This is a genomic window from Caulobacter zeae (assembly GCF_002858925.1).
Lineage (GTDB): Bacteria > Pseudomonadota > Alphaproteobacteria > Caulobacterales > Caulobacteraceae > Caulobacter > Caulobacter zeae.
Genome location: NZ_PJRS01000038.1, coordinates 76,202 through 92,648, shown reverse-complemented (window position 1 = coordinate 92,648; position 16,447 = coordinate 76,202). Strand labels below are relative to the sequence as shown.

The 16,447-nt window shown below is 68.5% G+C and carries 5 protein-coding genes and 2 pseudogenes; 6 read left to right on the top strand and 1 reads right to left on the bottom strand.

Annotation, left to right across the window (positions count from 1 at the left end):
* Nucleotides 1-2: 2 nt before the first annotated feature.
* The 4 genes and pseudogenes from SGCZBJ_RS17865 to SGCZBJ_RS17850 all read left to right on the top strand — a co-directional run bounded on the left by SGCZBJ_RS17865 (nt 3) and on the right by SGCZBJ_RS17850 (nt 12,061).
* Nucleotides 3-7,484, top strand: coding sequence for a beta strand repeat-containing protein (locus SGCZBJ_RS17865; RefSeq protein WP_101719317.1), 7,482 nt, complete (start codon nt 3-5; stop codon nt 7,482-7,484).
* A gap of 410 nt (nt 7,485-7,894) precedes the next feature.
* Nucleotides 7,895-9,736 (top strand): annotated as a pseudogene (locus SGCZBJ_RS17860) (alginate lyase family protein); the annotation flags it as partial.
* Between the two features lie 293 nt (nt 9,737-10,029).
* Complete coding sequence (locus tag SGCZBJ_RS17855; RefSeq protein WP_101719316.1) at nt 10,030-11,298, top strand: MFS transporter; 1,269 nt, start codon at nt 10,030-10,032, stop codon at nt 11,296-11,298.
* Nucleotides 11,299-11,311: 13 nt separating this feature from the next.
* Nucleotides 11,312-12,061 carry an SDR family NAD(P)-dependent oxidoreductase gene (locus SGCZBJ_RS17850; RefSeq protein WP_101719315.1) on the top strand — a complete coding sequence of 250 codons (750 nt, stop codon included), beginning with the start codon at nt 11,312-11,314 and terminating at the stop codon, nt 12,059-12,061.
* Between the two features lie 20 nt (nt 12,062-12,081).
* On the opposite strand, the pseudogene SGCZBJ_RS26565 reads toward SGCZBJ_RS17850, so the two are convergent.
* A pseudogene (locus SGCZBJ_RS26565) lies at nt 12,082-12,187 on the bottom strand (hypothetical protein); the annotation flags it as partial.
* Between the two features lie 57 nt (nt 12,188-12,244).
* Here SGCZBJ_RS26565 and SGCZBJ_RS17845 point away from each other — a divergent pair.
* On the top strand, nt 12,245-13,126 hold the full coding sequence (locus SGCZBJ_RS17845; protein ID WP_240621562.1) for a rhamnogalacturonan acetylesterase: 882 nt from the start codon (nt 12,245-12,247) through the stop codon (nt 13,124-13,126).
* A gap of 371 nt (nt 13,127-13,497) precedes the next feature.
* A complete protein-coding gene (locus tag SGCZBJ_RS17840; RefSeq protein WP_205685416.1) occupies nt 13,498-16,362 on the top strand; it encodes a TonB-dependent receptor in 2,865 nt (954 codons plus the stop codon).
* Nucleotides 16,363-16,447 lie beyond the last annotated feature (85 nt).

Below are 16,447 nucleotides of genomic sequence, written 5' to 3'. Positions count from 1 at the left end.
CCATGCTTATCGCCAACAAGCTTCGCCTGATCGCCACGACCAGCCTGACCCTGACCCTGGCCGCGATGGCCACCCAGGCGGCGGCGCGGGACGCCCTGCCCACCGGCGGCTCGGTGGTCGCTGGATCGGCCACCATCGGCGGCCAGTCGGGCGGCGCCCAGACCATCACCCAGACCAGCCAGAAGGCCGTGATCGACTGGGCCAGCTTCAACGTCGGCCAGGGTAACAGCCTGACCTTCGTGACGCCCAACGCCGACGGCGCGACCCTCAACCGGGTGACCGGCACGACCGGCTCGACCATCGCCGGCCAGATCACCGCCAACGGCAGCGTCTATCTGATCAACCCCAACGGCATCCAGATCACCCAGAGCGGCGTGGTCAACGCCGGGCGCGGCTTCGTGGCCTCGACGCTGGACATCTCCAACGACGAGTTCATGGCCGGCGCCGGCCGCTTCACCGGTACGGGCGGGACCATCGACCACCGGGGCTCGATCACCGTCGGGGCGGGCGGCGTTGTCGGCCTGCTGGGCGGCAGCGTCTCCAGCAGCGGCCTGATCGTGGCGCCGGCGGGCAAGGTGGTGATCGGCGCGGTTACCCACGCCACCCTCGACCTCAATGGCGGCGGCTTCCTGCAGGTGGCCCTGCCCGAGCAGTCGGCCCTGGCGGCCGACGGCTCCAGCGCGCTGGTCTCGGCCCAGTCGGGCTATGACGCGACGCGCAACACCGTCAATCTGGACGGCCTGAGCAGCGGCAGCGTGACCGGCCGCAACGGCGACATCGTGCTGGGCGGCAAGATCAGCGTCGATTCCGACGCCGGCGACGCGGGCTCGATCATGGTGATGGGCGCCAACACCCGCGCCAACGGCGAACTGTCGGCCCGCGCGACGGGCGCCACCGGCAATGGCGGCTTCATCGAGACCTCGGGCAACCATGTCGACTTCACCGGCCTGCGCGTCGACACCCGCGCGGCCAACGGCGCGACGGGGACCTGGCTGGTCGACCCCACCGACCTGACGATCGACGCCGCCGCGGCCTCGACCATCCAGTCGAACCTCGCCACGACCAACGTCACGCTCGAGACCTATCTCAGCGGCGCGCCGTCCGGACCGGGCGTGGCCAGCGAAGGCGCGGGCGACATCATCATCAATTCGGCGATCAGCTGGGGCGCCAACACCCTGACGCTGAACGCGGCCAACAGCATCAAGGTCAACGCCGTCCTGACCGCCTCGGGCAGCGCGGGTCTGGCCCTGAACTACGGCGACACCAAGGGGGTGCTGGCGGCTACGCCGATCACCGGCGCCGGCCTCGACTTCGGCCTGGCCAGCAGCGGCTTTACCGGCCGGATCGACTTCACGGGCGGCGGCAACAGCTTCGCCGTCAACGGCCAAGCCTACACCATCATCACCGCCCTGGGCGCGGCCGGCTCGACCACGGGCACGGACCTGCAGGGGATCAACGGCGGCCTCGGCGGCTTCTACGCGCTCGGCGCCAATATCGACGCCAGCGCCACCAGCGGCTGGAACAGCGGCCGGGGCTTCGATCCCCTCGGCGCCACCAATGCGACCGGTGGCGGCCAGGGCTTCACCGGCAGCTTCCTGGGCCTGGGCCACACGGTCAGCAACCTGACCGTCAACCGCATTGAGGCCGCTTATGCGGGCCTGTTCGGTCGCGCCAGCGCCACGGCCTCGATCGGCAATGTCGGCCTGGTCAACGCCAGCGTCTCGGCCAATGGCGACGCGAACGCCAGCGGCGGCAGCACCGGCGTCGGCGGAACGGCGGGCGCCCTGGTCGGCGTTTCGTACGGCGCGATCACCCAGAGCTATTCCACGGGCTCGGTGTCCGCCAACGGCGGCCCCACCTTCGGCCCCTCCACCGGCGGCGCGGGCGGGGTGGCCGGCGGCCTGGTCGGCAAGTCCTACGGTACGATCACGGGAAGCCATTCCTCCGCTACGGTCTCGGCCGGCGGTCGCGACGGCTTCAACCAGGGCGGCGCGGGCGGCAAGGCGGGCGGCCTCGCCGGCCAGTCGTACGGCGTGATCTCGGATAGCTACGCCACGGGCGCTGTCGCGGCCAACGGCGGCGCCGGCATCGACATCACGAGCGGTACTGCTGGCGCGGGCGGGACGGCCGGCGGCCTTGTCGCCGAAAGCAGCGGCGTGATCACGGGGAGCCATGCGACGGGCGTGGTCTCGGCCAACGGCGGCAGCGGCCGCACCTCCGGGGCCGGCGGCAAGGCGGGGGGGCTCGCCGGGCTCTCCAGCAGCACGATCACGGCGAGCTACGCCACGGGGGTGGTCTCGGCCAACGGCGGCGGCGGCGGCAGCGTTGGCGGGGCCACGGGCGGGATGGCCGGCGGCCTGGTCGCGGAAAGCAACGGCGCGATCACGAGAAGCTATTCCACGGGCGCGGTCTCGGCGAACGGCGGCGGCGGCGGCTCGGCGGGTATATCAGCCGGCAGCGCGGGCGGTTCCGGCGGGACCGCGGGCGGGCTTGTCGGTCGGAGCAGCGACACGATCACGGCGAGCTACGCCACCGGCGCGGCGTCCGCCAACGGCGGCGGCGGCGGCACGGGCGGGCCGTCGTCCAGTGGCGGCAACGGCGGCAGCGGCGGCTTGGCGGGGGGGCTCGTCGGTGACGCCAGCGGCGCGATCGCCCAAAGCTATGCGACGGGCGCAGCGTCAGCCAATGGCGGGAGCGGCGGCAGCAATCCTTACGGCCCCAGCGCCGGCGGCCGCGGCGGCGCTGGCGGCGCCGGCGGCAGGGCCGGGGGGCTGGCCGGCCTGGCGAGCGCCGACATCGCGCAAAGCTATGCCACGGGCCGAGTGTCGGCCGGCGGCGGCGGCGGCGGCAGCTACACGATGTTGAGCGGCGTGCAGGTCGTCACGGCGTACGGCGCGACCGGCGCCGCCGGCACGGGCGGCGGCTTGATCGCCGTGGCCTCGGCCGGAACGATCGAGGCGTCGTACTGGGATCGTTACGCCAGCGGTCAGGCCTTGGGCGTGGGTTCCAGCACCGGCGCGATCGTGACCAGCCTGGCCTCGGTCACCTCCGACGCGGCGCAATGGAACGCGGCCGACTACATCTACAACGCCTCGGCCTGGTCGCTGCTGGCCACGGGCGCGACCAGCGATATCGATCTGACCGGCGGTCAGGCCCTGACCTGGCGGATGTACGAGGGCTTCACCATCCCGATGCTGAAGGCCTTCCTGAAGCCGGGAACCGTGGCGGTCAGCGTCGGCGACGCCACCGCCGTCTATAACGGCGCCCGGCAGCTGGTCAGCGCGCCGGTCACGGCGCCGAACGGCGTCGACACCAGCCTGATCCTGGGCGGCGGCCGCGGTCGCGATGTGGGCTCGTACGTCACCGGCGCTTATTCGACCCAGCAGGGCTATGACCTGATGGTCACCGGGACGGGCACGCTGACCATCACGCCCAAGGCCCTGACCATCAGCGGCGGAACCAGCACGCTGACCTATTCCGGTTCGGCCTTCGGCAACGGCTATGTCGTCAACGGCCTGGTCAGTGGCGACTACATCAGCAGCCTCGTCGGCGGCGCCATCGGTACGAACGTCGGGACCTATTACGACAACCTGTCGGGCGCGACCGGCAATGGCCTGTCGAACTACAACATCACCTATGTGAACGGCAGCCTGACGATTAACCCCAGGGCGCTGACCATCACCGGCGCCAACGTGAGCAGCGTCTACACCGGCTCGCAAAAGACCCACGCCGTGGTCGTAAATGGCCTGGTCGGTCGCGATACGGTGACCTCGGTCTCCGGCGTGGCCACGGCGACCAATGTCGGGACCTATCTCGACAACCTGTCGGGCGCGACCGGCAGCGGCCTGTCGAACTACAACATCACCTACGTCAACGGCAGCCTGGCCATCACGCCCAAGGCCCTGACCATCACCGGCTATGCCAGCTACCGGGGCTATAGCGGCGAGGCCCAGACCAACGGCTTTACCACCGACGGCCTGGTGGGCGGCGACACCGTGACCAGCGTCAGTGGCCAGGGCAGCGGGACCAATGTCGGGACCTATTACGACAGCCTGTCGGGGGCTGTCGGAACCGGCCTGTCGAACTACGCCATTACCTACCAAGGCGGCGCGTTGGTCATCCTGCCCAAGGCTCTGACCATCACCGGCAACACCGGATCGGCGACCTATAACGGCGCTGCCCAGACCAACGGCTTCACCGCCAACGGTCTGGTCGGTTCGGACATGGTGGCCTCGGTCGCGGGCCTCGGAAGCGGGGCCAGCGTCGGCAGCTACGCCGACAGCCTGTCGGGCGCGACCGGCAACGGCCTGTCGAACTACACGATCACCTACGTCAATGGCGGTCTGGCCATCACGCCCAAGGCCCTGACCATCAGCGGCGGCGTCGGCTCGTCGATCTACAGCGGTTCGGCCCAGACCAACGGCTTCACCACCAGCGGCCTGGTGGGCTCGGACGCGGTGACCTCGGTCACCGGCTTGGCCAGCGGGACCAATGTCGGCAGCTATGTCGACGTTCTGTCGGGCGCTGTCGGTACCGGCCTGTCGAACTACGCCATCACCTATGTCAACGGCGGCCTGCTCATCACGCCCAAGGCGGTGACGGTGACCTATACGGCCAATGGCGCCAGCAGCATCTATGGCGCGACGCCGACCGGTCTGGGCGGCGGCTACCTCGCCAACGGCCTGATCGGTGGCGATACGCTTTCGGGCGCGGCCAGCTGGACGACCACGGCGACCAACACGTCCGGCGTGGGGACCTACGCCATCACCGGTTCGGGGCTCGGCGTCGGCTCGAACTACACGCTGGTCGCCAGCCAGGCGGCCGGCAACGCCACCGCCCTGACCATCACGCCCCGAGCGCTGACGGTGACCGGCAACGCCGGATCGCTGGTCTACAGCGGCGCGGCCCAGGTCAACGGCTTCACCACCAGCGGCCTGATCAACGGCGACACCGTGACCTCGGTCACGGGCCTGGGGGGCGGGAGCAACGCCGGGACCTATGCCGACGTCCTGTCGGGTGCGACCGGTACGGGTCTGTCGAACTACGCCATCACCTACGTCAACGGCGGCCTGGTCATCACGCCCAAGGCGCTGACCATCACCGGCGGCAACGGCTCGGTGATCTATAATGGCGGCGCGCAGACCAACGGCTTCACGGCCAACGGCCTCGTCGGTTCGGACGTCGTGACCTCGGTGGCGGGCCTGGCCGGCGGGACCAATGTCGGGACCTATGCCGACATCCTGTCGGGCGCTGTCGGCAGCGGCCTGTCGAACTACGCCATCACCTACATCAACGGCGGCCTGGCGATCACGCCCAAGGCGCTGGTCATCACCGGCGGGGCGGCCTCGAACATCTACACCGGCGGCCTGCAGACCAACGCCTTCACCACCAACGGCCTTGTCGGTTCGGACACCGTGACCTCGGTTGCGGGGCTGGGCGCCGGGACCAATGTCGGGACCTATGCCGACGTCCTGTCGGGCGCCGTCGGCAGCGGCCTGTCGAACTACGCCATCACTTACGTCAACGGCGGTCTGGCCATCACGCCCAAGGCGCTGGTCATCACCGGCGGGACGGCCTCGGGCGTCTACAGCGGCAGCTTGCAGGTCAACGGCTTCACCACCAACGGCCTCGTCGGCTCCGATGCCGTGACCTCGGTGACGGGCCTGGCCGGCGGGACCAACGCCGGGGCCTATGCCGACGTTCTGTCGGGCGCCGTCGGCAGCGGCCTTTCGAACTACGCCATCACCTACGTCAACGGCGGCCTGCTGATCACGCCCAAGGCGCTGACCATCACCGGCGGCAACGGCTCGGTGATCTACAATGGCGGCGTGCAGACCAACGGCTTTACGGCCAACGGCCTGGTCGGCGCCGACGTCGTGACCTCGGTGGCGGGTCTGGCCGGCGGGACCAATGTCGGGACCTATGCCGACAGCCTGTCGGGCGCGACCGGCAGCGGCCTTTCGAACTACGCCATCACCTACGTCAACGGCGGCCTGGCCATCACGCCCAAGGCGCTGGTCATCACCGGCGGCAACGGCTCGGTGATCTATAATGGCGGCGTGCAGGTCAACGGCTTCACGGCCAACGGCCTGGTGGGTTCGGACGTCGTCACCTCGGTGGCCGGCCTGGGCGGCGGGACCAATGTCGGGACCTATGCCGACCTCCTGTCGGGCGCCGTCGGCAGCGGCCTTTCGAACTACGCCATCACCTATGTCAACGGCGGTCTGGCCATCACGCCCAAGGCGCTGACCGTGACCTACACGGCCAACGGCGTCGGCAGCGTCTATGGCGACACCCCCGGCGGCCTCTCGGGCGGCTACGTGGTCGACGGCCTGGTCAGCGGCGATGCGCTCTCGGGCGCGGCCGGCTGGACGACCACGGCGACCGCGACCTCGGGCGTTGGGACCTACGCCGTCACCGGCTCGGGCCTGAGCGCCAGCAGCAACTACGTGCTGGCCAGCGTGCAGGCGGCGGGCAACGCTTCGGCGCTGACCATCACGCCGCGCGCCCTGATCGTGACCGGGAACACCGGCTCGGTGGTCTACAACGGTGCGGCCCAGATCAACGGCTTCACCACCAGCGGCCTGGTCAATGGCGACACGGTGACCTCGGTCTCCGGCATTGCCGGCGGCGTCTTCGCCGGGACCTACGCCGACGCCTTGTCGAACGCGACCGGCAGCGGTCTGGCGAACTACGTGATCACCTACGCCAACGGCGGCCTGGCCATCACGCCCAAGACGCTGACCGTGACCTACACGGCCAACGGCGTCGGCAGCGTCTATGGCGACACCCCTGGCGGTCTCTCGGGCGGCTATGTGGTCAACGGCCTGGTCGGAGCCGACACCCTGTGGGGCAATGCCGCCTGGACGACCACGGCGACGGCGACCTCCGGCGTCGGGACCTACGCCGTCACCGGTTCGGGTCTGAGCGCCAGCGGCAACTATGTGCTGACCAGCGTGCAGGCGGCGGGCAACGCCTCGGCGCTGACCATCACGCCGCGGGCCATCATCGTGACCGCGGACGCGCTTGGCCGCGTCTATGGCGCGGCCAATCCGGCGCTGACCTGGACGGTCGGCGGGCGCGGCCTGGTCAACGGCGACACGCTTTCCGGTGCGCTGGCCACCACGGCCGACGCCGGTTCGCTGGTCGGCGACTATGCGATCACCCGCGGAAGCCTCGCGTCGAGCCCGAACTATGCGGTGACCTTCGTCGACGCGGTGCTGTCGGTCACGCCGGCGCCGGCTTCAAGCCCGCCGTCGCGCGTCGTCGACAACGGCGACGCCGCCTCCGACGCCTCCGTGCCAGGAGCGATGTCGGGCGGGCGGGACCTGATGACGTCGCTGGTCGATGTGTCGTTCTCCGCCGAGGCGGGGGAGGCCATTGGCGACGGCGCCGCCTCCGACAAGGCCGGTTCGGGCGGTGGTGGCTGCCAGGGGCGGGACGGCCGGGCCGTAGCCAACTGCGCCGCCCAGTCCGGCTCCTGACGCAAGGGCGCCATTCCTAGGCCTTTGACGGCCGCACCCGGCGGGCTTCCCGCCAGGTGCGGCCGTTTCTCGTTCAGCCGAAGAGCTTCAAAGCGCGGCGCTCTGCGCGCCTGAGGAGGGCTGCGACATCGAAGCGGGTCTTGCGAGTTTCGAGCTTTCGTTCTCTGGTCTGATCGGTATCGGCCATCTGGTCTGAAAATTGGTATATGCATATGGTATGAATTTTTCGATGATCCGCATCAGAATTGTCAGGACAAAAGGTCTGGGCAGATGTATGCCGTTTTCTCGAACCGGCGGACCGCCCAAGAGTCCGTGGTGTCGAAGGAGTGAAACGGGTGCGAAACATTCGGCGACGCACGGGCGGCCTGGTTCTGACGCTGTTGGTTTCTGTGGCCTTGCCGGTCGGCGCCATGGCTCAGCCGAGCGGGCAGGGGCCTGTTCTGGTCGGCGGCGCGGACATGGCGGCGATGCGCAGCGAGGGCGAGCGCTATCCGATGTTCGCCGCGGAGCTGAAGCGTGTCCGCAAGGAGGTCGATGCGGCCATGAAGGCCGGGATCGACGTGCCGGTCCCCAAGGATCCCGGCGGCGGCCGCACCCACGAGCAGCACAAGCGCAACTACATGGCCATCTACGGCGCTGGCATGCTGTACCGCGCCACCGGCGATAAGGCCTATGCCGACTACGCCCGCCGGATGCTGCTGGAATACGCCAAGCTCTATCCGACGCTCGGCCTGCACCCGGCCGCCAAGAACAACGCCGCCGGCAAGCTGTTCTGGCAGAGCCTGAACGACGCGGTCTGGGTGGTCTATTCGATCCAGGGCTACGACGCGATCCGCGACACCCTGAGCGAGGTCGACCGCAAGACCATCGACGACGGCGTTTTCCGGCCGATGGCCAAGTTCATCGCCGACGACCAGCCGCAGGTCTTCGACATCATCCACAACCACGCCACCTGGGCCTGCGCCGCCGTCGGCATGACCGGCTATGTGCTGCGCGATCCGGTGATGGTGGAAAAGGCCCTCAAGGGCACGGACCGCTCGGGCAAGGTCGGCTTCCTCAAGCAGATCGACCAGCTGTTCTCGCCCGACGGCTATTACGCCGAGGGGCCGTATTACCAGCGCTACGCCCTGCAGCCGTTCGTCGTCTTCGCCCACGCAATCGAGGAGAACGAGCCCCAGCGCAAGATCTTCCAGTACCGCGACGGCGTGCTGACCAAGGCGGTGAAGGCCGCCGTGCAGCTGACCTATGACGGCTACTTCTTCCCGTTCAACGACGCCCTCTTGGAAAAGAGCCTCAAGACCGACGAGCTCTACCAGTCGATCGCCATCGCCTATGGGGCGACCAAGGACCCGGCGCTGCTGTCGATCGCCCAGTGGCAAGGCCGCACCACGCTTACGCCCGACGGCCTGGCCGTGGCGCGGGATCTCGCGGCCGGCAAGGAAAAGCCGTTCCCCTACGCCTCGATGCTGTTCCGCGACGGGCCCGACGGCGATCAGGGCGCTATCGCCGTGATGCGTGCGGGGCCGGGCGACGATGACGAGGTGGTGGCGGTCAAGAACACCGCCCAGGGCATGGGCCACGGCCACTACGACAAGCTGAACTGGATCCTCTACGACGCCGGCCGCTCGATCGTCACCGACTACGGCGCGGCCCGCTTCCTCAACATCGAGGCCAAGGACGGCGGCCGCTACCTCAAGGAAAACGAGACCTGGGCCAAGCAGACCGTGGCCCACAACACCCTGGTGGTGAACGAGACCAGCCAGTTCGACGGCAAGGTCAAGGTGGCCAACACCATGGCCCCGACGCAGATCTTCTTCTCGGCCGAGGGCTCGGCCAAGATCAGCACCGCCGAGATGGCCGGGGCCTGGCCGGGCGTGACCTTCCGCCGCTCGATCGTGCAGATCGACGCCGGCAAGGGCCCGCCGCTGGTGCTCGACCTCCTGAAGGTCAAGGGCGACAAGCCGGCCCAGTACGACCTGCCGCTGCACTTCTCCGGCCACATCATCGACGCCGGCTTCCCGTTGCAGCAGAATCTCGCAACGCGGCCGGTGCTGGGCAAGGACGACGGCTACCAGCACCTGTGGGTCGACGCTACGGGAACGCCTGACGCGACCAACGCCCGCCTGACCTGGATCGCCGGCGAGCGGTTCTACACCTGGCGGATGCTGCCGCCGGCCGGCGCTCAGGTGATCATAGCCGAAAGCGGCGCCAATGATCCCAAGTTCAACCTGCGCCGCGAGCCGGCCCTGATCCAGCGGGTCAAGAGCGACGGAAACACCACCTTCGTCGGCGTGCTCGAGCCGCACGGCGCCTATGACCCCTCGGCCGAAACCACCGAGGGCAGCACCAGCCGCATCGAGGCGCTGCGCCACGAGCGCATCGCCGACGCCGACATCGTCACCATCGTCCTGGCCGGCGGCCGCGCCATCACCCTGGCCATCGCCGACAGCGCCGAGGCCGGCGCGGCCCACAAGGCGACCGTCGACGGTAAGGCCATCGCCTGGAAGGGCCACTTCGCCCGCTTCGACAGCGCCGGAGCAGCCAAATGAAGGGCGGGCTTCGCTGGCTGATCGTCAGCCTGGTCGGCCTGGCGACGGTCATCAACTACATCGACCGCAACGCTCTCGCCGTCATGTGGCCGGCGGTGTCCAAGGACATCGGCGCCGACAAAGCCGACTACGCCCTCCTGGTGACCATCTTCATGGTCGCCTACGCCTGCGGCCAGTCGCTGTTCGGCAAGGTGTTCGACGTCATCGGTACGCGGATGGGGTTCGCCGTGTCGATCCTGGTGTGGTCGGTGTCGATCGCCGCCCACAGCCTGGTGCGCTCGCTCGGCCTGCTGGCCCTGCTGCGCGTGACGCTGGGGATCAGCGAGGCCGGCAACTGGCCGGGCGCGGTCAAGGCCAACGCCCTGTGGTTCCCGCCGCGCGAGCGGGCGCTGGCCCAGGGCATCTTCAATTCCGGCGCGGCGATCGGGGCGATCGTCTCGGCGCCGCTGGTGGCCCTGCTGTTCGAGCTTCTGGGCTGGCGGGCGACCTTCCTGGTGGTCGGCGTGTTGGGCTTCCTGTGGCTCTTGCCCTGGCTCTTCGTCTACCGCGCCGACCCCGGCGCCCACCCGTGGCTCAGCGAGGCCGAGCGCGCCCACATCGCCGATCGCGGCGACGCCTCGGGCAAGGCCGGCTGGTCGCCGAACCTGCGTGAACTTCTGAAGCAGAAGCAGAGCTGGGCGATCATCGTTTCGCGCTTCTTCCTCGATCCGGTCTGGTGGCTGTTCGTCTCGTGGCTGCCGATCTACCTCTCGGAGACCTTCGGCTTCGACGTGCGCCAGATCGGCCTGTTCGCCTGGGTGCCGTTCGTCGGCGCCATGCTGGGCAGCCTGGGCGGCGGCTGGCTTTCGGGGGCGCTTATCCGGCGCGGCTGGAAGACCCTGTCGGCCCGCCGTTTCGCCGTCACACTGGGCGGGGCGATCATGCTGCCGGCCCTGTTGCTGACGGCCAAGGCCGCCACGCCCCTCTCGGCCGTGCTGCTGATCGCCGTGATCCTGTTCGGCTTCCAGGTGGCCATCAACAACATCCAGACCCTGCCCAGCGACTACTACGGCGGCGGCGCCGTCGGCACGATCGCCGGCGTGGGCGGCACGGCGGCCGTGGCCGGCACCCTGGTCACCACCTGGCTGGTGCCGGTGATGACCCAGCACGGCTACGCCCCGATCTTCGTCCTGGCGGCGGTCATCGTGCCGCTGGGCGTCATCTCTCTCTGGCTGCTGGGCGGGCGTGAAAGCCCCGTCTCTGCGCCGGCTTCCGACATTCAGTAAAAGAGGGGACCCCATGAGGTTCAAGGACAAGGTCGCGCTGGTCACCGGCGGCGGCCGAGACATCGGCCGCGAGGTTTCGCTGCGCCTGGCGGCCGAGGGCGCCATCGTCGTGGTCAACTATCGCGGCGACGAGAAGTCCGCCCAGGCGACGGCCGCCGAGATCGAGGCGGCCGGCGGCAAGGCCGTGCTGCACCGCGCCGACGTCACCGACGCTGCCGAGGTCGCAGGCCTGGTGGCCGCCGCCGCAGCGATCACTGGCAAGATCGACATCCTCGTGAACCTCGCCGGCGGTATGGTGGCCCGCAAGGCCCTGGCCGACATGGACGAGGCCTTCTTCGACCAGGTCATGACGCTGAACCTGAAGTCGGCCTTCCTGGTGACCAAGGCGGCGCTGCCGCACATCCCGGACGGCGCGGCCATCGTCAACATCGCCTCCCAGGCCGGTCGCGACGGCGGCGGCCCCGGCGCCAGCGTCTATGCCGCCTCCAAGGGCGCGCTGATGACCCTGACCCGAGGCTGGGCCAAGGAGCTGGGTCCGCGCGGCATTCGCGTCAACGCCCTGTGCCCCGGCCTGATCGGCACCAGCTTCCACGACATCTTCTCCAAGCCGGAAGGCCGCGCGGCCGTGGCCGGAAACACCCCGCTGCGCCGCGAAGGCGCGCCGCAGGAAGTGGCCGCCGCGGTCGCTTTCCTGGCCTCGGACGACGCCTCGTTCCTGGCCGGCGTGAACCTCGACATCAACGGTGGGCTGGCCTTCTCGTAGGGCTCCGCCCAAGCGCCTTCCGCGGAAGGAAAATCCTCGTCCTTCGACAGGCTCAGGATGAGGATTTTTGGGTGAGGCGACGTCGACAGTCGTCCTCATCCTGAGCTTGTCGAAGGACGAGGGCGGTATCCCGATCCCGTCCAGGCCGCCGTCAGCGCGGTCAAGAACAAGAGGGAGGATCCGATGAACAAGAACACGACCGCGATGCTCGCGACCCTGGCCCTGCTGGCCGCCGCGCCGGCCGCCCTGGCCCAGCCGCCCGGTCCGGTGAGGGAGCGCGAGCCGCGCACCGACGCCCCGCCGATCAAACCCTACAAGGTGATCCTGGTGGGCGACTCCACCACGGCCGTAGGCAGCGGCTGGGGCTCGGCCTTCTGCGACTATCACGTCAAGTCGTCGGTGGCCTGCCTCAACCTTGGTCGGGGAGGGCGCTCGACCCGCAGCTACCGCGCCGAGGGCTCGTGGGACATCGCGCTCGGCGAGGCCAAGGCGCCCGGCTACGCGGCGACCTATGTGCTGATCCAGTTCGCCCACAACGACCAGTCGTCCAAGGGCGAGCGCTGGACTGATCTCTCCACCGAGTTTCCGGCCAACCTCAAGCGCTTCGTCGAGGACGTGCGGGCCGCCGGCGCCCAGCCGGTGCTGCTGACCCCGTTGACCCGCCGCGAGTTCGCCAAGGGCCAGCTGAAGAACACTCTCGACGTCTGGTCCGACGAGGTGCGCAAGGTCGCCGAACAAACCAAGACGCCGCTGGTGGATCTCAACAAGTCCAGCGCCCGCATCGTCCAGAAGCTGGGTCCCGTCGACTCCATGAAGCTGGCCCAGGCCGAGCCGATCGACAGCGAGGTCGAGGCCGCCAAGGCCGGCACGACCCTACCGCCCCGCGCCGCGGAGGAGGCCCGCCAGCCCGACGCGCCCACCACCGAGACCGGCCCGCGCGGCCAGCAGGTGCGCAAGTTCGACTACACCCACGTCGGCGATACCGGCGCGCGGGTGTTCTCCAAGCTGGTCGCCGACGACCTGGCAGCGGCAGTGCCGGGGCTGCGGAGTCAGCTGGTGCCCTGACGTCGAGTTCTTCCCCACCTCCCGTCATTCCCGCCTGCCGACGGCGAAAACCCCATTGTCGGCGCCGCGTCTGCGAGCGGAGCCGGGGTTTCCCGCCACGATGGCGGGAATGACGGGGGTCTTTTTTGGAAGAGCGCCTTCTCCTTCCCCGAGCCCAAAGGGGGATGCGCGTGGAGGCGGCCGCACGTCACGGCCCTGGCCGTGGCCGCCTCCGCGCAACCGGTCTAAATTGGTCTAAAATCTGGTCCGACAATATCGCAAGTAAATTGGCCTGAGAAATCTCGTAATTGGTATAAGAATCCGCCTTGACGCGACGCCGGCCAGGTCGCAGGGTCCCGGTATAAGAAAAGAACCAGGGGGAGGGAGCCGATATGCGCCCGACGAACACCATCCGCGTCCGGCTGCGGACGATCCTGAGCTGCGGCGCGGCCGCCTCGATCGTCGCCATGGCCGCCGCCGCTTCGGCCCAGGAGGCTGCTCAAGCCCCAGCCGACCAGCCGATCACCGACAACGCCGTCGACGAGGTGGTGGTCAGCGCCATCCGCCAGACCATGCAGAACTCGATCGCCGTCAAGCGCGACACCACGGCCATCGTCGACGCCCTGTCGGCCAACGAAATCGGCGACCTGCCGGGCCAGTCGATCGGCGAAGCGATCATGACCATCACCGGCGCCACCGCCGACCGTGGCAACTATGGCCCGACCGAGGTGTCGCTGCGGGGCCTGGGCTCGTTCCTGTCGGCCACCACCTTCAACGGCCGCGAGGCCTCGAACGGCAGCGGCGACCGCGCCGTCAACTTCGGCCAGTTCCCGTCCGAGCTGTTCAACGGCATCAAGATCTACAAGTCACAGCAGGCCGACCTGATCGAGGGCGGCGTGGCCGGCACCATCGAGATGGAGACCAAGAAGCCGCTCGACTACGGCAAGCGGCTGGCTCAGGTGGAGCTGAAGGGCAACTACAATCCCTACCAGAAGCGGATCACCGGCTCGGATCCGTGGGGCTGGCGCGGCACGGCCAGCTATGTCGACCAGTACGAGCTGGGCAAGCTGGGCGAGGTCGGGGTGTCGCTGGGCGTCCAGCGCAACCAGGTCGACGACCCGGCCGAAAGCTATGTCGCCTCAAACACCTGGCTGGCCTGCAACGCCAACATCAACGCCACCGGCAACTGCACCGAGGTGACCCGAGCCCAGGCCGCCGCCGGCACGCCGTTCTACCTGGCGCCCAACTCGATCACCTTCCGCCAGCTGACCGCCAAGGAAAAGCGCGACGCCATCTTCGGCGCCGTCCAGTGGCAGCCGAACGACCGCTGGGACGTGAACCTGGACGTGGAATACTCAAAGCGGAACTACGAGGAAGACCGTCACGACCTGGGCTTCGCCGAGACCCGCTACGCCCTGCGCAACGTGCAGTACGACGATCAGCACCGGCTGCTCTACGCGACCGGGAACAGCACCCTGCAGTCGGTCTCGACCCTGTTCCAGCGTGAGGAAGAGTATATCGGCGGCGGCGGCGACTTCGAGTTCCGGGCCACCGATCGCCTGACCCTGAACGCCGACATCTCCTACAGCCAGACGACGCGCACGGACCTGACGCGCTCGACCCGCCTGCGCACCGACCCGTTGGACATCTACGGGAACCGCACGGCGATCAACAACCAGCGTGTCCCCTTCACCTACGACGCCCGCAGCGGCTTCGCGCCGATCCTCACCGTCGATCCGCGCTTCAACCTCGACGACTGGTCGCTCTACAGCGACGACGCCCGCCTGACCCGCGAGGAGGAGGAGAAGAAGGACCGCATCTTCGCGACCCGCTTCGACGCCCGCTACGATCTGGACGGCTTCATCAGCCGCATCGACGCCGGGGCCCGCTATTCGCGCCGCCGCTACACCACCTATGACGACCTGGTGACCATCGACCAGGCCAGCCTGGCGGTCGACCGGGCCGTCAATCTGGCCTGCCGCACCAACTTCCCGCAGTCGGACTATCTGGGCGACGCGCCCAACCACTCGGTGCGCAGCTGGGCGACCTTCGACACCCTCTGCCAGTTCCGCAATTACCTGGGCTCGGAAGATCCTGGCGGCAGCGGCGACACCCGCTCGGTGGCCAATGCCGACGTCACCGAAACCGTGTGGTCGGGCTACGTCATGGCCTCCTACAAGGGCGAGGCAGCCGGCATGCCGGTGCGCGGCAACTTCGGCGTCCGGGTGGTTGACACCAGCGTCGTCTCCAAGGGGCTGCGGGCCGAACTGGACGTCGTCAACAACAGCGACGGCTCGATCCGTCTCGTCGAAACCGGCGCCTTCGACGACACCCGGATCAAGGCCTCCAGCTTCCGCGTGCTGCCCAGCGTCAACGCCAATTTCGACCTGACGCCCAAGACGGTTGGCCGCATCGCCCTCTATCGCGCCATGTCGCGCCCGGCTCCCAGCAGCCTGGCGGCGGGCCGCACCATCACCCTGCAGGACGGGACCGACTTCACCTCGATCCAGGACGCCATCGGCGAGATCGTCGCCAGCGGCAGCCCGCGCCTGAAGCCGATCATGTCGTGGAACGCCGACGTGGCTCTGGAATATTACGCCAACCGCGACACCATCCTGGCCACGACCCTCTACTACAAGCAGTTCACCGGCGGCTTCATCCCGGTGACCATCAACGAGGACTTCGTCATCGACGGCCAGAGCGTCAGCGTCCCTGTCACCCAGACCCAGAACAGCGACGACAAGAGCCACGTCTACGGCGCGGAGTTCACCCTCTCCAACAAGTTCAGCTGGCTGCCCAAGCCGCTGGACGGGTTCGGCGGAAAGCTGAGCTACAACTACGCCATCACCAACTTCAAGAACCACGACATCCGGCTGGGCGACGTCATCGACGCCGAGACCGGCGCGGTCACCGGCGGCATGATCCCGCCCGCGGGCCTGAACGGCTATTCCAAGCACGTGCTGTCGGCCCAGCTCTATTATGAGCACGGCCCGCTCAGCGTGCAGGGCATCTATCGCTACCGCTCGCGCTACTACCAGGACTTCGTCGGCGGCAACGCTCAACTGCGCTACATCTCGGGGAGCGATGCCTTCGATTTCAACGTCCAGTACAAGCTGAACAAGAAGGTCGATATCCGCCTGCAGGGCCTCAACCTGTTCAACGAGGTCAAGATCGACTCGATGCCGGTCCCGGGCAGCACCCGCAACTACCAGTATTTCGGCCAGCAGTTCTTCATCTCCATACGCGCAAGGCTGTAGGCGCGGGTAGCGGCCATGGCGCAGACCAATTTGCTATTCCAATCTTAATCCGGTTGGGGCAAATCTGGCGACGCAACAACGTCTT